Raw genomic sequence first — 22030 nt, forward strand, 5'->3', positions numbered from 1 at the left:
GCCTCCCGCTCCTCCCCTGCGCCGGCCACCCGGGAGAAGGAGGCCCGCAGCTCGGTCAAAGGCTCGGTGATCAGCCGGCTGAGCACCACGTAGATGATGAGGGCCATGGCCGCCGTCACGGCCAGGAAGAACACCATGTTCGACACGATGGCGTCGCGCATGTTCGCGAGGGCCGAATCGGCGGGCACTACCACCGACACGGCGCCGGCCACGTCCCCCACCTTCCAGCCCTCCTTGGGGTAGCCCGTGGCGTCGATCTCGCCGGCCGGCTCGCCGTGGCACTCGATGCAGTCCTCGGAAACGTCCATGGCGCGCACGTAGCGAAAGACCTGCTGGTCCTCCTCGGTCTCGAAGCCCCAGGCTTCGTCGGGGCCGCCCTCGACCAGAAAGCCCTCGATAGCGGCCGCCTCGTAGGCGTCGGGCGTGTTGTAGATATTGCGGGGGTTCAGGTTGGTGAAGCGGATGGAGTAGTCGGACTTCTCCGAGAACAGGGCCGCCACGGACTTGCCGGCGATGGCACAGTGCAGCCCCTTGTAGTCGTAGTCGCCGGCGGCAGTGTAGTTGATGACGCTCTGGTTAAGCGAGATGAAGTCCCATACGGCGTCCATCTCGGTGACGAGCACGCGCGACTTCTCGAGAAGGTCGGTCTCGGCCCGGCGAGCCTGGTCGCCGTAGGTGAACACGAGGAACACCGCCGAGATGACCACGAGCACAGCGGTCAGAAGGCCGATGAGCTTCGTCCTCAATCCGATGGCGCTCTGTTCTCCCCCGCGACGCATCACGCTGTCCGAGCCTTCTGCGGCCCTGCTCCCCTCTCCGTTCTCGCAGTTCCCCACTGCTGCCTCCCATGCAGGTACGGCTGGTAGGATGTTATACCCTACCAGCCGCGATAATACCAGTCTTTACGACGACGGGTCGCGCCCTTAGGCCTCGTGGCCCACTTCCTGCGGGTTGCGCAGCGTGCCGCCCTTGTCCGCGTCGCGATGCAGCGCGAACACCACGGCCGGGCCGGTCTCATCGGTCAGCTCGCCGATGGCCGCCGCCCCCTCCGGGTGCGCCTCGCGCAAGCTGGCGATGGGGCCGAACTCCAGGGCGCGCACCGGGCAGGCCTTGGCGCAGGTGGGATCCGGGGTGCCCTCGGGGTTCTCGTCGGAGCAGAGCACGCACTTGTGGGAAAGCCCGTCGTCCAGCTGCACGGGGTGCCCGTAGGGGCAGCTCTTCTCGCAGGTCATGCAGCCGATGCACTTCTCCTTATCGTTGTTCACGATGCCCGTTTCCGGATCCTTCTGCATGGCGCCGGTGGGGCAGTTGGCCACGCAGGCCGGGCTCTCGCAGTGGCCGCAGGTCATGGAGGCGTAGTAGGTGAAGGCCGTGGCGGTAAACGCGCCGGCCTCGTCGGCGGTCCACTCGCCGCCGCCGAACTCGTACACCTTGCGGAACTTGGCCGGCACTTCCAAATCGTTGCGATCGAAGCACGAGGTCATGCAGGCCTTGCAGCCGGTGCAGATGTCGGTGTTGACGAAAAATCCGTACTGTTCCATGGTAATCTCCCCCTTCTTAGGCCTTCTCGATCTTGCACAGGTTGGAATGCACGCCGTTGCCCTTGGAGATGGGCGTGGGGCGCGAGGACGTGAGCACCGAGATGCAGCCGCCCCGGTCGAGCACGCCGCGGTCGCCGATGGTGGCCCCGTCGCGAGTCTCCGGGTCGTACCAGGCGCCCTGGGGCACGCTGACCACGCCGGGCATGATGCGGTTGGTGACCTTCGCGGTCATCTGGGAGCGGCCGCGCTCCGTGGACACGATGACGGCATCGTCCTGGGCGATGCCGAGGGTCGCCGCGTCGCCGTCGTTGATCCAGCACTGCTGGGGCGCCACCGAGCTCATCCAGGGCACATTGCCGTAGGAGGAGTGGGTGCGCGTCTTGGTGTGGTGGCCGATGAGCTGGAAGGGGTACTCCTGCCGCAGCGGGTCGCCGAAGCCCTCGAAGTGGTCGTACCAGATGGGCAGGGCCGTGATCTGGTCGCGGCCGTCGTCGGGGATGACGCCGCCGCCGGTGAGGTCCCACTGCTTCGACAGGTTGTAGGCCTGCTTGGAGAAGACCTCGTACTTGCCGGAGGGGGTGGCCAGCGCCTCGGGCAGGGGCGCCACGGCCGGCTCGTGGTCGTCAGTCTGCTTGAACAGGCCGCCAGCGCGGAACTCCTCGAAGGTGGCGGGCAGGTCGTCGCCGGCCTCCTTGCCCTGCTCGTAGCACCACTCGATCCAGTCGAGCTGGCTCTTGCCCTCGGTGAACTCGTCCTTGAGCCCCAGTTTGTCGGCGATGAGCGTGCAGATCTCGTAGACGGGCTTGGCCTCGAACAGCGGCTCGATGGCCTTGCTCTCGCAGCAGATGAAGCCGGTCCAGGCGGTGCCGCCGGTGGTGAGGTCGTCCTCCTCGAAGGGGGTGGTGCCGGGCAGGATGATGTCGGAGGCCATGGCCGTCGGCGTCATCCAGGGATCCACGGTCACGATCATGCGCACGCCGGAGTCCTTCTCGTCGGGCAGGTTGTAGATGCGCAGGGAGTCGTTGATGTCGGCGTGCTGGCCCATCATGACGTTGGAGCCGTAGTTCCAGATGAACTTGATGGGGGCCTTCAGGGCGATGGTGCCGGGCTCCTCGGCATAGGAGGTCGCACCGGTCTCGTCGATATGGCGGATGCCCCAGGTGGCGTCGTTCATGACCGTGTAGTCCTCGATGGCCTGGTACCAATCGAAGAAGGACACGCACACATCCACGGTGTTCTTCTCGGGGAAGCACGGGATGGCCGTCGGGGTGGCATAGGGCACGCCGCCCACACCCTCACGGGCGCCGGTGCCGCCGCCGGAGATGCCCACGTTGCCGGTGATGGCGGCGATCATGGCGATGGCGCGGGAGCTGTTGCCGCCGTTGGAGTGGCGCTGCGGGCCCCAGCCCTGGATGGTGGCCGTGGGGCCGTCCACGTACAGGTCGGCCAGCTCTCGGATGACGGCGGCGGGAATACCGGTGATGGCGGCGGCCCACTCGGGGGTCTTCTCGCCGGTACCGGCGTAGGCGCCGGTGCCGGCGAGATAAGCCTCATAGGACATGTCCTCCTCCACGGTGAGCGAACCGGACGCATCCAGGCCCATGAACGCCGTGCTCGCGGGCTCGGCAGCCGACACGTCCTCGGCGAAGCTGTCGGAGAAGAAGCCGACGAACTTGCTGCGAAGGAAGTCCTCGTCCAGCTTGCCTTCGGCGAAGAGGTACTGGATCATGCCGGCGACGAGGGCCGCATCGGTGCCGGGGCGGATGGGGATCCAGCGGTTCGCCACGCCCACGGCGGTGTCGGACAGGTGCGGGTCCACCACCACGATGGTGGCCTCGGGGTTGTCCTGGCGCACCCGAGTGAGCAGGTACTGCATGGCCGAGCCGGACATGCGCGTGTTGGCCGGGTTGTTGCCGAACAGCACGATGTTCTTGGAGTTCACCAGGTCGGTCACCTCGTTGTTGGACCAGGCGTCACCGTTGAATAGCGGCATCTCCCAGGTGATCTGACCGGTGGAGTAGTCGGCGTACTGGCGCAGGTAGCCGCCCCACAGGTTCATGAGACGGGCGAACATGGTGGAGTCGGGGTGCCACGACTTCGACACAGTGCCGCCGAGCACGCCGGTGCCGTATTGGATGTAGAAGGCGTCGTTGCCGTACTCCTCCTTGATCTCCTTCATGGTGGTGGCGATAAGCTCGATGGCCTCGTCCCAGGAGATCTCCTCGTACTTGCCCTCGCCGCGCTTGGTGCCCTCTACGCGCTTGAGCGGTTTCTGCACGCGGTCGGGGCTGTAGATGCGCTGGCGGTTGGTGCGGCCGCGCACGCAGGAGCGCATCTGGTAGATCTTGCCGGGGCCGAACTCGTCATCGCCGTCGGAATCGATGTCGATGCGCACGACCTGGCCGTCCTTCACGTAGGTCTTCAGCGGGCAGCGGCTGCCGCAGTTCACATGGCACGCCGACCAGGTGACCGTATCGTAGTCGAGCGGCTCGCCGCCCGTGACGGGCAGGCTCTCCTCCTCGGACGCATCGGTCTGCGCGGCCGGAGCGCACCCGGTCAGCGCCACGCCGACTCCGGTAACGCCCGCCAGGCCGAGAAACGAACGGCGGCTGAGGCCCCCGAACGTCTGCGCAGTCTTCTCCATAGACTCCCCTTTCCTCGTCGTCTCGAGGATCCCGGGCAGGATCCTCCCTCGTTGGGGCAGTCTACGCGCATCGCCGTGGAACCTCCATGGGTATTTGGTTCATTTTTCCTTGGGAAATTCTTATCGAAATATTGCGCCCCAGGTGGGATGGGCAACCTCCCAGTCGGTCGGCGGTCGGGACGGGAGGGAACGCGAGGACGAGATGCCGCGAAGGCCGCGGTGGATTCGGCTGGGGAGGCGCCGCGGCGAAGGTCGGCGAGGCTCGAGGGGCGGAGGCTCCGCAGGCAGCTGACGGCGGGCGAGGCGAGGCGAGCTCGGCCGGGAAGGCACTCGGGACGAGGCGAGATCGGTTGGGAAGACGCTCGGGACGAGGCGAGCTCGGTCGGGAAGGCGACGAGGAAGAGGGGCGAGATTGGTTAGGAAGGCGGTGCAGCGCAGAAACCTGCTCCAGGGGCGGGGCACGAACAGCCCGTGACACCAAACTCCCCGTTTCCGCCCGGCATCGCAGGTTTTCCGTCGCAAACGGGGAGTTTGGTGTCATTTTCCGCGGCAGAAAGCGGCGTTTTGGCGCTATCGGTCGACAAAACCCCAGGTCGGCAATGAGAGATTCCTCGGCAGGCAGCACCAAACTGCCCGTTTGCGACAGGAGGTGAGGCGCGGGAGACGGAAATGGGGAGTTTGGGTACATAGAAGTGGCTGCCAACGGGCGCTCGCCCGATCTTCCGCACCCGGCGAAAAAGCGACCCCGCCGCAATCGGCTATTTGCGGGCGCGCGGTGCGGAAAGGGCCGGGACGCATTTGGCGCTCCGGCCCTCGAATGAGACGAATTTCCACGTCGCAGGAAAACCAGCAGCGTCAGTTACCCGCGGGCGCGGCAGCTGCCAGTAGGCTCTACCCGCGCGGGTGCGCGGACCGTCAGCAGACTCTACCCGCGATCCCTGCGGCGGACTGCGACGGCGGCGGCCAGGGCGCAGGCGGCGAGGGCCGCGGTGGCCAGGGGTACGGCCGGTGCCACTTCGTCGCCGGTCTGAGCGAGGCGGGTGGCGGACCTGGCCGCGGACTTCACCGGGGCCTTCGCCGCCGGGTCGGCCACGGCGTAAGTGGCCTCGATGACCCGCTCGGTGCCGTCGGGCATGGAGTACACGGCCGTCACCTCGTAGGCGCCGGCGCGGGTCGGGTCGATGGCCTCGACCTCCTTGCTGTCGTACTTGATGGTGACCGCCACGTCCTCGGCGCCGGCCGGGAAGCCCTCGCGGGTACCGAAGCGCTTGGCCAGGTCGCAAACGATGTCCCGCTTGTCCATGGCCACGCCCGTCGCATCCAGCGGTAATGTCACAACCTCGGAGAAGGCCACCGTGCGCTTGGGGGCGGGGTCAGCGGTGGTGCCGCCGTTGGAACCGCCATTTCCATTACCGGAACCGGAGCCGTTCCCATTGCCGAAGCCATTGTTGGAGCCACCGTTGCCATTGTCGGAACCGCCTCCGTCGCCGTCCGACCCGTCGCCCGAGCCATTACCCTCGACAACAGCGGTGTAGGTGCCAGCCGTGCGAGCTGGGATGGAATCGGCCGCGAAGACCTCCCCCTTCTCGTTGCGCCACTTCAGATCATTCCCATCGCGCCAATAGGGCAGTCCCGATGTGGTAAAGTCGCCTGTAGCAGGCAAGGAAATTCTGGTCAGAGAGTTGCAATCCGAGAGCATCATGAAAAGATGCTCCACCCGTGTCATATCGAATTTTGAAAGGTCGAGGCTTCCTACCGAGGAGCAATATGAGAGCATACGAGTCATGTCAACCACGTTGGACGTATTGAATTCCGAAAGGTCGAGTGAGCTTAAAGATGAACACTCCTGAAACATGGAGTTCATGTTCACCACCTTGGAGGTGGTGAATTTTGAAACATCAAGAAATACCAGGCTCCGACATTCGTTAAACATAGAGCCCATGTCCGTCACTCTCGCGGTATCGAATTTGGAGACATCGAGGGACTCCAACGAGGAGCAATCATTAAACATGTAGCCCATGTCCGTTACCCAGCCAGTCGTGAACGTAGCCGGGAATTGAATATCTTTGAGCGACGAGCAGCCATTGAACATCCACTCCATATCCGTCACCTTCGAGGTGTCGAACCGAGAAAGATCGAGGGATTTCAGCGATGAGCAACCGGAGAACATGTAGCTCATATCCGTCACTATGCTAGTCTGAAACGTAACCGGCAGCACAATAGTCTCCAAGGACGAGCACTTGCTAAACATGTTGTTCATGTCCGTCGCCCTGGAGGTGTCGAAACCCGAAAGATCGAGAGTTTTGAGGGACGCGCATTCGGTGAACATACCACTGATGTTCACCACCGCCCCCGTCCTGAAGCTCTTCGGAAAAGAAAGGGACTTCAAAGACGAGCACCCGAGAAACATTTGGCTCATGTCCGTCACTTTAGAGGTGTCGAACTTGGAGAGATCGAGGGACACAAGAGAGGAGCATCCGGCGAACATCTGGCTTGCATCCTCCAGACTCGTGGTCTCGAACTTGGAAAGATCGATGGATTTTAGAGAACGGCAGTCGTGGAACATCCTCCGCGCACTCTTTACCTTAGAAGTGTCCAATTTCGCCATGTTCACCTGCTCGAGATTCTCCAAATCATAGAACCACCAAGCGGCGCTCTGGGGCTGGAAGGCGTCGGCTACGACCGCCTCCACTACGTAGGGTCTTTTCTCCTCTTCGATCCATTGGTGGGCCGGAGCATTGGCATCATCTCGAAACGGCTGAATATCCTCCAAAGGCCCATACTCGGCCCTGGCACCCTCGCCCTTCTGGAACACGAGCGTGTACCCGCCACCATCGCGGGAGTACAGCGCGACGAATATATCGTCGTCCGCGACGGGAGCGGCCTCGTCCGCCCAAGCGCCAGAGGCAGATGCCAGCGCAAGAGAAAACGCGACGGCCGCCATCAGCGCTAGAGTCCACAGGGCTGTGAAGCCCTTCGCCCTCAACGTACCCCGTGCTGCTTCTCCCATGTTCGTCTTCCCTTCTCTCGGCAGGCGCCGGACGGAAAGCACCCGGCGCATCTTCTCCGCCTGAGGGTAGCAAATAAGTGCCCATTACAGTTAGAGCCGCCCCGCAAGGGCGGCTCTCTTTATCTTCCATTGCGAGGAGGCTACGATGGGGGCGGCCCTGACGGGCTGCTGGCCGGCCGCGCCGGATGGCCCTTCGCCCCTGCCTCTCCAGAAGGCCCGGGGGGTGTTGCCACCGGCGCGGCCAGGCCGCGGGCGGACGACTGATAGAGATCTGCCGGGCGCGCGGCGCCACGGCCGGGTAATGTGGGTGTCGCGGGCCCGCGGCGGGACCGGCCGGCCGACCTTCGGAGAGGATACATCATGGAAGAGAGGGGCACAACCGCGGCGGTGCTCGGCCTCGACGTCGGCAAGGCGTCGCACTGGGCCTGCGGCATCGACTCCTCGGGGCGCGTGGTCCTGAGCGGACGGGTCGCCAACAGGGCGGCCGACGTGGACGCCGTGCTGGCGCGCGCGGGCTCGGGGGCGCTGGTGGTGGTCGACCAGAAGCGCAACATCGGCGCGCTGGCCGTCGCGAGGGCCCGCGCCGCCGGCAACCCGGTCGCCTACCTGCCGGGATCGGCCGAGAAGGCCCTGCGCGACGCCGAGGCCGGCGTGGCCAAGACCGACCGCATAGACGCCGAGGTGATCGCGAGGGCCGCGCTGGGGATGCCCCATGTGCTGAGGCCGCTCGCCGAGGAGGCCCCGCGGGCGGCCTCCGTCCGGCTGCTGGCCTCCCAGCTGGACTTCTGCACGGGGTCGAGGACCCGGGCGAAGAACCGCCTGCGGGCGGTGCTGCTCGAGGCCGACCCGGCGCTGGAGGCCGCCGTCGACCCCTCCTGCGCCTGGCACATGGCGGTGCTGGCCGAGATCGGGGGGGCCGGCGGACTGCGCCGAGGCGGGCATCAGGCGGTTCAGGGCGGTGGCCGAGCGGGCGGGCGGCGCCTCGCGGGCGGCCAGCTCGCGGCTCTGGGGCGCGCTCGCGGCCTCGGCGTCGGCCGGGAGGCCGTCGGCTCCGGCGGAGGGGGCGCTCGCCCGCATGCTCGCCCGCGGCATCCTTGCGCTTGACGGGGAGGCGTCCGAGCTGCGGGCCCTGATGGCCGCCGAGCTGGAGTCCGACGAGACGTACCGCTGCCTGCTCACGGTGCCGGGCGTCGGCCCGAAGACGGCCGCCGCCCTGGTCGCCGCCGTCGACGTCTCGCTGTTCCCCAGCCACGACAAGCTCGCGAGCTACTGCGGGGTCGCCCCGGCCGACAGCCAGTCGGGCACGAGCGTCAGGTCGGCCAGGCCGCAGCGCGGCGGGAACAAGACCCTGAAGAACCTGCTCATATTCTCCTGCAACTCGCTGGTCGGCACCGGGAACAGGTTCGGGAGGTACTACGAGGAGTGCCGGGCGAGGAACATGCGGCACAACGCCGCCCTCAAGGCGGTGGCGCGCAAGAGGCTCAAGGTGATCTGGGCCATCATGAGGAACCCGAGGCCCTACGAGGAGCCCGTCGCGTAGGCGCCGCACCGATCCGCGGCCCCCGGAGGGGGCCTGGCTCGGTGCGCCCGAATCCCTGCTGCACCGAGCCAGCCAAGGGGTTGACAAAACTATAGAGACACCCCCCGCAAGGGGTAATTCGAGAGTCGGGGCCTAGGCTTCGAGGCACAGGAAATTATTCCGACCTATCGAGGAACAGGCGACGGAGGCACACTGGGCCCTCATCGCCGGGAGGGCGCATCGAGCTGCCGAGACGGCGGTGCGCCAAGCGGGCCAATCACCGAAACACCTGCAAAACCGCGATGCGAGATTCCGCAAGCTGTCAACGTCCTTCTCGGTACCCAAACTTCCCGTTTCCGACAGACACCGCGGGCTTTCTGGCGGAAACGGGAAGTTTGGTGTCATTTTTCAAGCCGAAAGCGGGGATTTTGCGCCCTCATCCAACAGAAGCCCAGTTCGCGGATGGACAATCCAACATATCGTGATACCAAACCCCTCGTTTTTGACAGATCCAGCAGGTTTTCCGTCAAAACCGAGGGGTTTGGTATCGTTTTCTCTGGCAGAATACGGGGGTTGGGTACTTTCAGTCGACAAAACCCCAGGTCGTAAATGGCGGATTCAGCGCACCCCGATACCAAATCCCCTGTCTTTGCCGGAAAACGAAACGAGAGCGGCGAAAATGCGGGGTTTGGTATCGGAGAGCAGGCCGAGAGACACGTCAAGGGACACACGTCGCAACGGCCTCGGCGCGAGGGGGAGTTCTCGCAGAGGGGGCGAGAGGCGCTTAGCCGTCCCGTCCCCTTGGCTCCATTCCGCTCAGCCGTCACTCCCCGCCTTGGACGGCCGAGCCCAACTCGACCGGACACAGCTGCCAGTCCCCGCCCCGGGCCTGGCTCCCTCGGGCCGACTGCCAACCGTTGCGCACCTCGGGCTCGGCTGGGTCGGGTCGCAAACCGCCAAGCGCTTCCCTACAGCAGGTCCATGGGATCTACGTCCACGGCGGCGTTTACCTGGGGGTTCGCCTTGCGGACGCGGAAGAGCCGAGCGAGGGGCGCGGACAGGTCGGCGCCCAACGGCGCCTTCACGACGATGTGGTAGCGATAGGTGTTGCGCAGCTTTCCCAGAGCGCAGGGCACCGATGGCAGCACCGTCCAGCGCGAGTCGCCCACCTCGTTGCGGATATGCTCGCTGATCTGGGCGTGCAGCAACTCGGCCTCAGTGGCCACGGCGTGCTCGTCGGCGCCCCACACCAGCACGTTGGCCAGGGCCATGTAGGGCGGGTATCCCAAAAGCTTCCGACGCGGCAGCTCCGAGCGCAGGAACAGGCCCCGGTCGTAGCGAGCCGCCGCCTGGATGGCCACGGCGTCGGCCTCATAGGTCTGCACAAGCACCCGCCCGTCGAGGGCGGCGCGGCCGGCGCGGCCCGCCACCTGCTCGATGAGCTGAAAGGTGCGCTCGCCGGCGCGGTAGTCGGGCAGGTGCAGCTGGGTATCGGCGTTGATGACGCCCACGAGGGTCACGTCGTCGAAGTCGAGGCCCTTGGCGATCATCTGGGTACCCAGCAGCACGGCGGCCTCGGCGGCGCCGAATCGTTCCAGCAGCTCCTGGTGGGCGCCCTTGGCCTTGGTGGTGTCGGCATCCATGCGGATGATGGGCACCTCAGGCCCCACCCCGGGCATCTGGTCCAGCAGTTGCCGCAGGTCGGCCTCCACCCGCTGGGTGCCGGCACCGAACTTCTTCAGGTAGGGGCTGCCGCACTCGGGGCAGACGGGCGGCGCGGGCACGCTGTGACCGCAGTGGTGGCACACCAGCTTGGCCCCCTGCTCGTGATAGGTGAGGCTCGTGGAGCAGCTCGGGCACTCGGGCACGAAGCCGCAGTCGCGGCAGAGCAAGAATTTCGCGAAGCCCCGCTGGTTCAGCAGCAGCACCGCCTTGCGGCCGGCCGACAGCTCCTCGGCCAGGGCCCGCCTCAGCCGCCCCGAGAACATGGAGCGAGCGCCCGAAGCGAACTCGGCGGCCATGTCCACCACCTCGATGGCGGGCATGGGGCGCCCGTTGGCCCGCTCGGGCAGGGCCGCACTCGTCCAACACGGATTCTTCGCCACCTGGTAGAGCGCCTCGATGGAGGGGGTGGCCGACCCGAGCACCACCGCCCCGCCGGAGCGGGCCATCATCCACTGGGCCACGTCCCGGGCCTGGTAGCGCGGGGCAGAGTCCTGCTTGTAGGAACCCTCGTGCTCCTCGTCGATGACGATGAGCCCCACGTTGGCCAAGGGCGTGAACAGGGCGCTGCGGGCACCCACCACCACCCGGGCCGCGCCGCTTCTGATGAAGTCCCACTGGTCGAAGCGCTCGCCGGCGCTCATGCGCGAGTGCATGACGGCCACAGTGGCGCCGAACCGGCCGCGGAACCGCCCCACGGTCTGGGGGGTGAGCGAGATCTCGGGCACGAGCACGATAGCCGTTCGTCCCTCGGCGAGCACCTCCTCGATGGCCCGCAGGTACACCTCGGTCTTGCCCGAGCCGGTCACGCCGTCCACGAGCACCACGCGCCCCCCGGCCGCCGCCCGGGCCTCGCCGATGGCCGCCAGGGCCGCCGCCTGACCCGCCGTGAGCACCGGTCGCGCGGAGGCTGAGGCCGGGCCGTCGGGCACTGCAGGACCCGCGGGGGCTGAGGCCGGGCCGTCGGGCACTGCAGGACCCGCGGAAGCCGCAGCCGAGCCATCCCCTGCGACGGGACGCAGCGGCATTTTGCTCGGAAAAACAGGGGTCACCGGGCCTCCGGCCGGACCGTGCGGCACGGATCGGGCCGCCGCTGCCCCGGCCGAAGACATGGCCGCCGGCGCTCCGACCGGACCGTGCGGCGCGGCAGGGGCAACGGCTCCCTCCATGCCGCGCATGCGCCGGCGCCGCTCTACGGCCACGGCCCCCTTCGCCTCCAAGGCCCTCAATGTGGAAGCCACTGAACCGAACTCACAGGTCAGCTCGGCCACGCGCACGTCGCCGGCGGCCACAGCGGCCAGCACCTGCTGCTGCCTCACTGCGTTCTTCCGGGGTTGGAACTGCCCGAAGGCGGGCCCCTGGGTCACCCAGCGGTCGTCCACCTCCCCAATCTTGGGCTCTTCCAACCGCCAGCGGCCATCCCGCGAGCGTACCACGCGCGGCACCGCTCCGGGCGGCGTGAACAGGCGCACGCAACTGGACAGAGGCGCCACGTAACGCCCGGCGATGTACTGGGCCGCCGCCGCGCCCTCTTCGTCGAAATAGGGTTCCGAGAGCACGGCCTCCACCTGGCGCAACTCTGCCGCCGCCAAGGGATTGCCCCACAAATCGGTGCCCTCGTCGGAAGAGGCCGCGACCTCTTCCAAGCCCACTATGTAGCCCACGGCCTTGCGCCCGCCCAGCGTCACGAGCACCGCGCATCCCACCTGGGCCGGGTGCCCGTCGCGTCCGGCCGCGACCTCGCCAGCAGCCATATCGTCAGGCACGGCGTAGGAATAGGGCGCATCGAGCGCTTGCGTGGGAATATCGACTATGACCGAGGCAATGAACATGGAGAGCAGTATACCAGCAATGGCCCATGCATCGCGCAGCGCACAGGGTGCCCCCAAACCGAGCAGTCAGGGTCCGGCTGCGAGCTGGCCCTTCAAGCAGCAGCGAACCATGTCCGCGGAAGAAGCGCGGACCAGGCTGGCAGATACGGGCATAGAAGGGCGCGCCGACTGGGAAAGAGCCCCGCCCAAGGGCACCGAACTGACCTTCTGCGACACCGGTTTTCAAAATCATGTCGCATACGGGATGTTTGGTGCTTCTTTTCGCGTCTTAAATTGCATATTTGGAACAAGAATCTCCGTAATGCCTGATTACAGCGATGCAATATCAAGCTGCTGAACTCGAAAAAGCACCAAATCGACCTTTTGAGGCAGAAAATCGATCTGCGATGTCGCAAAGGGGCCCTTTGGTGCTTTTCCGAACCTGCCCGACCTGCCGGGCCTGCAGGGAGCGGCGGGCTGGCCGGGCCTGCGGGGAGCGGCGGTGTGCGGGGAGCAGCGGGCGTGCGGGGAGCGGGGAGCGACCGGGCCTGCGGGACCCGCCGGGCGTGCAGGGCGCACCGGGCGCGGCGGGCCTGCGGGGCGCTCGAAAATGATGGTCCGGCTCTCTTCCGGGCGCGTTGCCCCAACTGGTGCAGAGCCGTAGCCGGCTCTTCCTACACCGTAAGATCCGCATACCGAAACGGCACTAGGAGGCCCAGGTCGTCGGGGGCCATGCGCACTTGGCAGCCCACCTTGCCGCCGGAGAAGTAGATCGTATCGAAGAGCTGGGCCGTCTCGTCCACGAAGGTGGGAAAGCGCTTCTTCATGCCGATGGGCGAGCAGCCGCCGTGCACATAGCCCGTGAGCGGCAGCAGATCGCGGGCCTTGCACATAGCCACGGCCTTCTCCCCCGCCGCTGCGGCCGCTTTCTTCAAGTCCAGTTCGCAGGCCACGGGCACGAGGAACACGTAGTGCGCCCCGGACTTGCCCTCGGTGACGAGGGTCTTGAACACCGCATCCACCTCCTCGCCCTGAGCATGGGCGATCTCCACCCCGGTCATTGAGGGGTCGGCCTCGAAGAACAGCGCCTCGTGGGACAGTCCGGCCGCGGCCAGCTCGCGCAGGGCATTGGTCTTATGGTCTTTGGCGGAACGGGCCACAGGAGCTGCCTTTCATGGATCGGCTACGGAAGGGACGGCGAACTGGAGAGAGGGCGACAAGACGAAAGAGGAAGGCACAGCCGCCGACGCCGAGCAGACTACCACCTGCGGCTGTGGCACTCGCGAAGCGGCTCTGCAGGCGGATGCGGTTGCCCGCGAAGCGGCTCGGCGGGCGGCTGCGGCTGCCCGCTAAAATAGCTGTGGGCGCTCGCGAAGCAGCTGTCGGCGGCTGCGACTGTGGGCGAAGTGGCTGTGGGCGATTAGCGGCGACCGCCCTTCCGCTTCTTCCCCTTCTTGGGGCTGCGGGCCGCCGCAGCGGCAGCCTCCTGTAGCTCGCGGGCCTGCACCTGGGCCCGCCAAGCGGCCACGCAACCGCCGGCGAAGCACAGAAGCCCCAGGCCCACGGCCGTGGCGAGCCACACGGCCCCCATGCCCATCCAGAAATCGAGCGGATACATGGAGATGAGCAGCGAATCGGCGCCGAACGTCCAGGTGCCGTCCACAAAGAACAGGGAATGGAAGGCGGCGAACAGGCCGTTGAAGTCCACGACGCCCCACAGGCCGAGCACCGCGAGCAGCGCGAGCAGCAGGGCCGGGCCCATGCGCAGCATGAAGGCCAGGGCGGCAAACTGCTTGCGGACGCCCAGCAGGACAGCGATGATGAGCGCCGCCACGCCGATCATGCCGAGCCACGAGCTCACCCCCACGATGAGGGTGTTGCAGTCCTCCAGGTGGCTCACGGCCGCTCCGTCCAAGGCGTAGCGGTCGGATACCTTCGCGAGGGCGTCCATGGCGGCGAGCGCCGTGCCCCCCTCCCCAAGCGCCGTCCGGGCGGCACCCGTCCACTCCCCCGCCTTCAAAGCACCCTCGGCGCTCGCCTCGCGGGCGGCCTCCACCACCGCAGCCGCCAACTCCTCGGCGGCCTGCTCCGCATCCCCGTGGGGCTCCACGGTGAAGGCGCGCGTCACGCCGGCCAGCTCCACCAGCTGCTCATGGGTGTAGGGCGACGCCTCGCCTGTGCTCACGGCCCCGGCCAGGGCTGCCGTGGTGGCCGGCAGACAGCAGGCAGCGAAACCGCACACGAGCAGCGTGACGACCAGCACCGTGGTGCCGATGCCGGCGAGAATGCTGTTCGACCCCATTTACAGCCCCAGCCCTTCTACGCCCTCGCAGTCCACCCAGATGGTGGCAGCGGTCATGCCCTCGTTGGTCTTGGAGATGGTGGGATGCGGCCCCAGGCGGCTGAACACGCCCTGGAAGCGACCGTTGTACAGGTACAGGCCGTTCAGATTGTTGTAGGGCACCGGCTCGCTGGCCACGGCCCCGTCGGGCGCGTCCAGAATGCCCGCATCCGGCGGCAGCGTGTCGGTCTTGAAGGGGCGGATGTAGCGCTGCACGATGAAGGGGTAGCCGGCCCGCCCGTTGGCGAACTCGTCGATGACCCGCTCCCACTCCTGCTGGCTCACCTCGCAGCCGGCGTACACGTTGTCGGCGCCGTAGTGGTCGGTGGGCTTGACGATCCACTCGTCCTTGTTGGCGCGGATCTGGGCGAGGTTCACCACTGACTCGTCCAAAAAGGCGGTCATAGGCACGGTCTCCTCCACGAACGCGATCTCCTCCTCGGTGAGGAAGGCCTGGGTCTCGGGGGCGAACAGCACCTCGAACAGCTGCTTGTCGTGGACGATGTGCCCCGAGAACGCCCCGATGAGCGCTACCTTGCGCGCCCGCACCGCGTCGATGAGGGCCTGGGAATCGTCCCAGAATTCCAGCACGTCGTTGGTGACCGAGCGACGCCAGATGGCATGCACGGGCAGTCCGTCGGGAGTCGTGAGCACCTCGCCGTCGAAGGCCAGATCGCGCACATCGGCCACCACGCATTCCACGCCGGCCTCGCGGAACTTCTCGGCGAAGATGTGGAACTCGTCCACCACGCCGTTCTCCAGGTAGTCGCAGATGGCAATGCGCGGATGCTCCACCTTGAAGCGGTAGGTGTCGTAGATATCTAAGAAGGTGCGCACCCAGGGCTCGAACAAATCGCAGCCAGCCACGGCGTGGCTCTCGGCGAACACGCGGAAGGCCTCGGTGTTCGTCACGGCGTTGGTGATCTCGCGGTTCTCGTTCATGCCCGCGCTGCCGTCGCCGTTGAACTCGCAGAAGTGGATGCGATAGTCCTCCTCGTTCAGGAAGGTGTCCACCCGGGCGAAGGGCAGTACCGCGTCGTAATCGCGCGGCAGCAGGATGAGCTCCACCAGACGCTCGTCGAAATCGAAGAGCTTGCGGTACTCCTCGTCGGCCCGGTAGCGCTCGATGACCTTGCAGAGCACCCGGTGGCTCATCTCGGCCGTGTCGCGCATGACCTCGTAGCTTTTCCGGTTGAACAGGCGCGGCACGAAGGAGGAGGCCACCACCTGGTGGTGCACGATGGCCGTGGAATTCTGCATGTACTCGAAGGCGGCGCGGCGGTCCTCCACCGCCCCGTCGAGCTCGTCGATGATCTGGAAGTACGCGCGGGTATAGTCGGCGTTGGTGGGCATGGAGGCTCTTTTCCTCGGATCCGGTACAACGGGATAAGTGTAGCACGACCGCGCGACGGTGCGGGGAAGGCGTAGGGGAGACGTTGGCCGCCCTCGATCGGGCGCGCCGCGGCGGAGTCGCCCGAGAGCCGTCGCGGAGCCGCCCGAGAGCCGTTGCAGAGCCGCCCGAGAGCCGTTGCAGAGCCGCCCGGGAGCCGTTGCAGAGCCGCCGCGGCTCCCCGCCCCTCCCGGCCACCGCCTTCCGTAGGGTTTCTGTATCCTTCGCCTCGGCTGTCCTTGCGCGGGCGGGCCTTCCCCGCTACCATGGGCAATCGCGCCCGTGCGTGCCCGAGGGCCCGCGGCGCACCCAGTTATCCAGAGTCGGGGTAGAGAGTTGGCTCGCCGATCCCGACACCAACCTGACGCGCCTCGCCCACGGGCGGCCGCCAAGGTGGTCCGGCCAACAGCGATACGAAAGGAATCTCATGAGCGAGAATCGCACCAGCTACCTGTTCACGTCCGAATCCGTCACCGAGGGCCATCCGGACAAGATCTGCGACCAGATCTCCGATGCCATCCTGGACGCCATCCTGGCCAAGGAGATCGCCCTGGCCGAAGAGGGCTACGTGGCCCCCGACGGCAACCCCGCCGACCCCTCCAAGATGCGCTGCGCCTGCGAGACCCTGGTGACCACCGGCACCGTGTTCGTCACCGGCGAGATCCGCACCCAGGCCTACGTGGACGTGCAGTCCATCGTGCGCGACGTGGTGTGCGGCATCGGCTACGACCGCGCCAAGTACGGCTTCGACGGCAACACCTGCGCGGTCATGAGCTCCATCCACGAGCAGTCCGCCGACATCGCCCAGGGCGTGGACGAGTCCTTCGAGGCCCAGCACGACAACGCGGCCGCAGCCGACCCCTACGAGACCGTGGGCGCCGGCGATCAGGGCATGATGTTCGGCTACGCTTGCAACGAGACGAGCACCCTCATGCCCCTGCCCATCTTTCTGGCCCACCGCCTCTCCGAGCGCTTGACCGCGGTGCGCAAGAACGGCACGCTGGACTTTTTGCGCCCCGACGGCAAGACCCAGGTGTCGGTGCGCTACGTGGACGGCGCGCCCGTGGCCGTGGAGAAGGTGGTCGTGTCCACCCAGCACGCCGACGACATCGAGCAGGACGCCCTACGCGAGGCCATCATCGAGACCGTCATCCGCCCCGTCTTCGAGGCCGAGGGCGTGGCCATGGCCGACGACTGCGAGATCTACGTGAACCCCACGGGCCGCTTCGTCATCGGCGGCCCCATGGGGGATGCGGGCCTCACGGGCCGCAAGATCATCGTGGACACCTACGGCGGCATGGGCCGCCACGGCGGCGGTGCCTTCTCGGGCAAGGACTGCACGAAGGTGGACCGCTCCGCCGCCTACGCCGCCCGCTGGGTGGCCAAGAACGTGGTGGCCGCCGGGCTCGCCGACCGCTGCGAGGTGCAGATCGCCTATGCCATCGGCGTGGCGAAGCCCGTGAGCGTCATGGTGGAGACCTTCGGCACCGAGAAGGTGCCCACCTCTGCCATCGAGGCTGCCGTGGCCGCGGTGTTCGACCTGCGTCCCGGCGCCATCATCGACGCGCTGGATCTGCGCCGTCCCATCTACCAGAAGACGGCCGCCTACGGCCACTTCGGCCGCGAGCTGCCCGAGTTCACCTGGGAGGCCACCGACCGCGCCGCCGATTTGCGGAAGGCCTGCGGGCTGGAATAGGGAGAACTCCGAGGATACCGAGCGGGGACATCACCCCAGTCGGAATCGTCGGGTATTCCAATTCGCTCGGACAGTCCTCGCTTTGTGGAACAGTCCACCGGACTGTTCCAGTCGCTGCGGAACTCGCTCGGTCGGAACACCCGACGCTTCCTCTACGCCGGCACATTGCCGCAACGACAAGGGCCCTGGACGGGGCCCTTGTCGTTTATGGAGCTCCGGAGCGCTCCTATTGCTCCGCTTCGCGATAGACGGTGGTGGTCACCCGCGCGATGCGCCGGCCTGTGTCGTCGGTCACATCGGTGGTGTAGAAGCCGAGATGGCGCCCGGACTTGTCCACGTTGCAGGTGGCGATGAGACGGGTGCCCCGCGAGGCGGACATGTAGTCGACGGCGCTCGACACCGACACGCTAGGGGCCACGCCGATGTTGCTGGCCAGGGCCAGGGCAAAGTCGGCCAAGGTGAAGATGGCCCCGCCCATGACGTTGCCCAGCGCGTTGCGGTGGTGGTCCTGGATGTCCAGCTCCGCCACGCCGTGGCCCACCGAGCCCTCCACGATGCGGCAGCCCACATGCTCGGCGAAGCGATCGTGGCCGAAGAAGTCGTTCAGCTCATCCAGGGTGGGGTAATCGGACAGCGGGGGCATGGGCCCTCCCTTCTCGCGAGAAGCGCTCCGGCCGGGGCGGGAGCGCTTCGATGATCGTACGTATGGGGGACCGGCCTAGTTCTCCAGGGCCGGCGTGGCCGTGGCGGCGAAGAGCTCTAGGTACTGGCCGTCGACCACGGTGACGGTCTGCTTGCCGCCGGGAATGACGTACTGGGTATCCACGATGGAGTCGTCATCGAAATCGAGGTCGTCCATGACGTAGGCGGCGCACTCGTCGGTGACTTCGGGGTCGTCCACAGGGGCCGCCGTGATGGTGTAGGTGCCTGCGGGAATATCGACGCCCACGCGGTAGCAGCCGTTGCCATAGGGCGCCGTCGGGTTAACGGAGGTGGACGGTGCCGGCTTCATGACGGCCCCTTCCACGCCGGGCTCGAAGGCGATGAGGTCGCCCTCGTCGAGCTCGACGAAATAGTTGCCCAGATACTGCACGCTGTCATCGAGATCGTAGGCGCTGCCCTTGCCCGTGGCGCTATCGCCGTCGAAGACGTAGTAATGGCTCAGAAGGTCGCCGCCCTCCAGGGCGTAGAGCCCGGCCGGAATGGCGCCCTCGGGACCTACGGTGTAGTAGCCCTTAGGGCAGGTGCCGTCGGCCGCAGGGGCGCCGGCCTCGAAGCCCTCGGTCTCCAGGAGGCTGGTCACCTCCTCGTAGCTGAGGGCCATGGTGGTGGCGCCGTCGGGCTTGCTGTCCTCGGGCGTGTAGTAGTCGCCCTCCGGCGGCCAGCTGTGGTAAGGGTCGTCGTAGTCGTAGCTGTAATCGTCGTAGACGTAGTCGTTCACGCCCTCATATCCGGCCACGGTGAGCCCCACGCAGCTCACGCAACCGCCCAGGCCGATGACGAGGCCCGTGGCAAGTCCCAAGAGGAACCAGGGCCAGCGGCGCTTCTGGCCGCCCGAAGCCGGCGGCTCGTAGCCGTACACCGGCGCCGGGGGAACCGGCGGCGTCGGCGGCACGGCCCCGTAGGGCTGCTGGGGCGCGGCCCCGTAGGGCTGCGGGACAGCCGCGCCATAGGACGGCTGCCCGGTGGCAGTCCCGTAGGCCTGCTCGTAGGCGCTGCGACCGGATGCCGAGGCGGCAGCGGCGGAAGTCGGAGCGGTCTGGCCGTAGGGCTGCGCATAAGGCTGGGCAGCGGGCTGAGCCGCCGCGCCCACTGCATAGGGCGCAGTCGGTTCAGGCACCGGTGCCGGCGCGGCGGGGCGGTGGGCGGCGAAGGGGTTCGACACGTCGGGCGCCGTCGACTGCGCGGGAGCCGGGGCCGCGAGGGCGGGCTCGGGTGCCGCCACGGCCTCAGCCTCGGCCGCCGGGGTTTGTTCGGGCGCGGGCACTGGAGCCATCTCGGGCACCGCGGCGCTGGGGCCGGCGGGCTCGGGCACGGGAGAGATCTCGGGATTCTTCTCGTCCATGGGAAGACCTTTCTACTTGAAGACGTGGGCGACCACCGCGTCGATGCGGGCCACCACGTCGGCGGGATCCATGAGCATCATAGCCTCGAACAAAGGCGGCGACACCATGTTGCCGCAGATGGCCACGCGCAAGGGCTGGAACAGAAGCTTCGGCTTCAGGCCCGCTTCCTCGCCGGCGGCGCGGCAGAGTTCCTCCAAGGCCTCGGCATCCCAGGGGTTGTCGTCGTCGGTCAGGATGGCGCGGCAGATGGCCAGGGCTTCCTCGGCGCGGGCCCCCTCCTTCAGCAGCACCTTCTGCACGCTCTTCTCGTCGAGCACCACCGAGTCGCCCCAGAACAGGAAGGCCAGCTTGGCGGGAATCTCGTCCAGGCGCGCCAGGCGCTCGGCCACGAGCGGGTACATGGCCTCGTAGAACTCGGCATCGTCGTCCACATCGGCCAGGCAGGCCTGCCAGGTTTCGGCGTCCACGCCCGCACCGGGCACGCGGGTCGCCGCCGCGGCCGCGGCCGCCTCCTCCTTGGTGGGCGTGGGCACCTCGGTGATGCCGTCGGCCACGTTCGACCCGTCCAGGTTGGCCTGGGCGAGCCACGGCTTAGCGGCCTCGCGCCAGGCGGCGGCGCCCATCTCGCGGATGTAGACGCCGTCCATCCAGTCGAGCTTCTTCTCGTCGAAGATGGAGTGCTTCTTGGTGATGCGGTCGAGCGAGAACGTGCGGCACAGCTCCGCCGGCGGGATGATGGTGGTCTCGCCGTCAAGCGACCAGCCGAGCAGGGCGAGGAAGTTCACAAGCGCCTCGGGCAGGTAGCCCCGGTCGCGGTACTCCTCCACGTTGGTGGCTCCGTGGCGCTTGGACAGCTTCTTGCCGTCGGCCCCCAGGATCATGGAGAGGTGCGCGAACAGCGGCACCTCGGCGCCCAAAGCCTCGTAGATGAGCACCTGGCGCGGGGTGTTGGACAGGTGGTCGTCGCCGCGGATGACGTGGGTGATGCCCATGTTCACATCGTCGCAGACCACGGCGAAGTTGTAGGTGAAGGTGCCGTCGGTGCGGCGCAGGATCATGTCGTCCATGACGTCGATGGGGAAGCTCATGTCCCCGTAGACGGCGTCGGCGAACTGCACGGGCCCGTGGTTCTCGGGCACGGCGAGGCGCCACACGTGGGGCTCGCCGGCGGCGATGCGGGAGGCGGCCTCCTCGCGCGGGATGGCGCGGCAGGTGCGGTCGTAGCCGCCGTAGCCGCCCTCGGTCTTCTCGGCCTCGGCCCGCTTGGCATCCAGCGTCTCTTTCGAGCAGAAGCAGGGGTAGGCGGCCCCCGCCTCGATGAGCTTCTCAAGCGCCGCCTCGTAGGTGTCGGTGCGCTGGGTCTGGAAGTAGGGGCCGCACGGGCCGCCCACCTCGGGTCCCTCGTCCCACGTCAGGCCGAGCCAGTCCATGGCCCGCAGGATGATCTGGGTGTTCTCCTCGGTGGAGCGCTCCGGGTCGGTGTCCTCGATGCGCAGGATGAAGGTGCCGCCGGTGGCACGGGCGAAGGCCCAATTGTAGATGGCGGTGCGGGCGCCGCCGATGTGCAGCTTGCCGGTGGGAGACGGCGCGAAGCGAACGCGCACGGGCTTGTCGGTGGTGGTCATGGAACTCCTCGGAATTCAGTCGTATACGGCCTCGATGCAATCGCCGACCAGTATAGCACGGCGGCCGCCCGCGGCCCTCCCTACCCCAATTTCCGCACAGGCTCGGACAGGCGGCCCACATGGTGGGCGCATCGGCCAGGGCCGCCAGGGCCTCGTCGGCCCGTACGCTGTAGGCCTCGCACACTTTCTCAAGCGGCGGCAGCTTCTTCATGGGCGGGTTCCTTCTACACCATTCGAACGCTCCCCGATAAACCCGAGTGTAACCATGATAGCGGCCATCCATATCGCCCGCCTTCATTGCGACGGCACTGTTTTCGCGAACGATGCCCGCGTCGTGCCCCCGCCAACAGGCCCGCGGTGCCCGCACCGCTTTGCGAGCGATGCCCGCGTTGTGCCCCCGCCATCCCTCCTGTGGATTTTTCGCGATCACCCCCTCGGACGCCTCCGTGCATCACCAGTTCAAAAGCTTATGACGGCGCGCGGACGGTTCTGAAGCGACAGTCAGGAGAATTACATTTGCTAAGCTGCACCGCCCCGACAACGAAAGGCAGCCTCCCATGGAACTCCTCGTCAGCGGTCCGACCGGCCTCCAAGGGCTGCGGCAACTTCGATACCGCCATCGATCCTGGGCCTCGAACCGCCGACCCCTCGATCTGCGACTCAAC

General features: G+C 67.0%; 14 protein-coding genes. 3 read left to right on the plus strand and 11 right to left on the minus strand.

All coding sequences use genetic code 11. From position 1 onward, the window contains the following. The 4 genes from F8D48_RS07055 to F8D48_RS07070 form a co-directional block, all read right to left on the minus strand. Nucleotides 1-779 (minus strand): Tll0287-like domain-containing protein (locus tag F8D48_RS07055; protein WP_151430750.1); only part of this gene is annotated, 779 nt, incomplete at its 3' end. 144 nt (nucleotides 780-923) lie between these two features. Further along, a complete protein-coding gene (locus F8D48_RS07060; RefSeq protein WP_016308959.1) occupies nucleotides 924-1541 on the minus strand; it encodes a 4Fe-4S dicluster domain-containing protein in 618 nt (205 codons plus the stop codon). Between the two features lie 16 nt (nucleotides 1542-1557). Further along, a complete protein-coding gene (locus F8D48_RS07065; protein WP_151430753.1) occupies nucleotides 1558-4185 on the minus strand; it encodes a DMSO/selenate family reductase complex A subunit in 2628 nt (875 codons plus the stop codon). A 925-nt stretch (nucleotides 4186-5110) separates the two neighbouring features. After that, nucleotides 5111-7195, minus strand: a complete 2085-nt coding sequence (locus F8D48_RS07070; protein WP_170272768.1) for a BspA family leucine-rich repeat surface protein — start codon at nucleotides 7193-7195, stop codon at nucleotides 5111-5113. A gap of 360 nt (nucleotides 7196-7555) precedes the next feature. Between F8D48_RS07070 and F8D48_RS11795 the strand changes: the two genes are divergently transcribed. Continuing rightward, nucleotides 7556-8299 (plus strand): IS110 family transposase, encoded by a 744-nt coding sequence (locus F8D48_RS11795; protein WP_205717350.1) that lies wholly within the window; start codon nucleotides 7556-7558, stop codon nucleotides 8297-8299. Then, entirely contained in the window at nucleotides 8271-8735 is a 465-nt protein-coding gene (locus F8D48_RS11800; protein ID WP_205717351.1) for a transposase, read from the plus strand. Before F8D48_RS11795 ends, F8D48_RS11800 begins: the two co-directional genes overlap by 29 nt. Before the next feature lie 947 nt (nucleotides 8736-9682). Here F8D48_RS11800 and priA read toward each other — a convergent pair. The 4 genes from priA to F8D48_RS07095 all read right to left on the minus strand — a co-directional run bounded on the left by priA (nucleotide 9683) and on the right by F8D48_RS07095 (nucleotide 15941). Next, on the minus strand, nucleotides 9683-12268 hold the full coding sequence (gene priA / locus F8D48_RS07080) for a replication restart helicase PriA (protein ID WP_151430757.1): 2586 nt from the start codon (nucleotides 12266-12268) through the stop codon (nucleotides 9683-9685). A gap of 653 nt (nucleotides 12269-12921) precedes the next feature. Then, the gene (gene ybaK, locus F8D48_RS07085; RefSeq protein ID WP_151430760.1) at nucleotides 12922-13407 is read right to left on the minus strand and encodes a Cys-tRNA(Pro) deacylase; all 486 of its coding nucleotides are present in this window, start codon (nucleotides 13405-13407) and stop codon (nucleotides 12922-12924) included. Nucleotides 13408-13667: 260 nt separating this feature from the next. Further along, complete coding sequence (locus F8D48_RS07090) at nucleotides 13668-14549, minus strand: lipoprotein intramolecular transacylase Lit (RefSeq protein ID WP_151430762.1); 882 nt, start codon at nucleotides 14547-14549, stop codon at nucleotides 13668-13670. Then, nucleotides 14550-15941 (minus strand): circularly permuted type 2 ATP-grasp protein, encoded by a 1392-nt coding sequence (locus F8D48_RS07095; protein WP_151430764.1) that lies wholly within the window; start codon nucleotides 15939-15941, stop codon nucleotides 14550-14552. It lies immediately after the preceding gene. A gap of 464 nt (nucleotides 15942-16405) precedes the next feature. Here F8D48_RS07095 and metK point away from each other — a divergent pair, with 464 nt between their 5' ends. Further along, on the plus strand, nucleotides 16406-17674 hold the full coding sequence (metK, locus tag F8D48_RS07100) for a methionine adenosyltransferase (protein ID WP_151430767.1): 1269 nt from the start codon (nucleotides 16406-16408) through the stop codon (nucleotides 17672-17674). A 226-nt stretch (nucleotides 17675-17900) separates the two neighbouring features. Here metK and F8D48_RS07105 read toward each other — a convergent pair whose 3' ends face one another. The 3 genes from F8D48_RS07105 to gltX all read right to left on the minus strand — a co-directional run bounded on the left by F8D48_RS07105 (nucleotide 17901) and on the right by gltX (nucleotide 21365). Then, nucleotides 17901-18317: a PaaI family thioesterase gene (locus F8D48_RS07105; RefSeq protein ID WP_151430769.1), complete on the minus strand. Its 417-nt coding sequence runs from the start codon at nucleotides 18315-18317 to the stop codon at nucleotides 17901-17903. Between the two features lie 75 nt (nucleotides 18318-18392). Continuing rightward, nucleotides 18393-19739, minus strand: coding sequence for a hypothetical protein (locus F8D48_RS07110; protein WP_151430771.1), 1347 nt, complete (start codon nucleotides 19737-19739; stop codon nucleotides 18393-18395). A gap of 12 nt (nucleotides 19740-19751) precedes the next feature. Beyond that, entirely contained in the window at nucleotides 19752-21365 is a 1614-nt protein-coding gene (gltX, locus tag F8D48_RS07115; RefSeq protein ID WP_151430773.1) for a glutamate--tRNA ligase, read from the minus strand. Nucleotides 21366-22030 lie beyond the last annotated feature (665 nt).

This window comes from Adlercreutzia muris (genome assembly GCF_008831045.1).
Lineage (GTDB): Bacteria > Actinomycetota > Coriobacteriia > Coriobacteriales > Eggerthellaceae > Adlercreutzia > Adlercreutzia muris.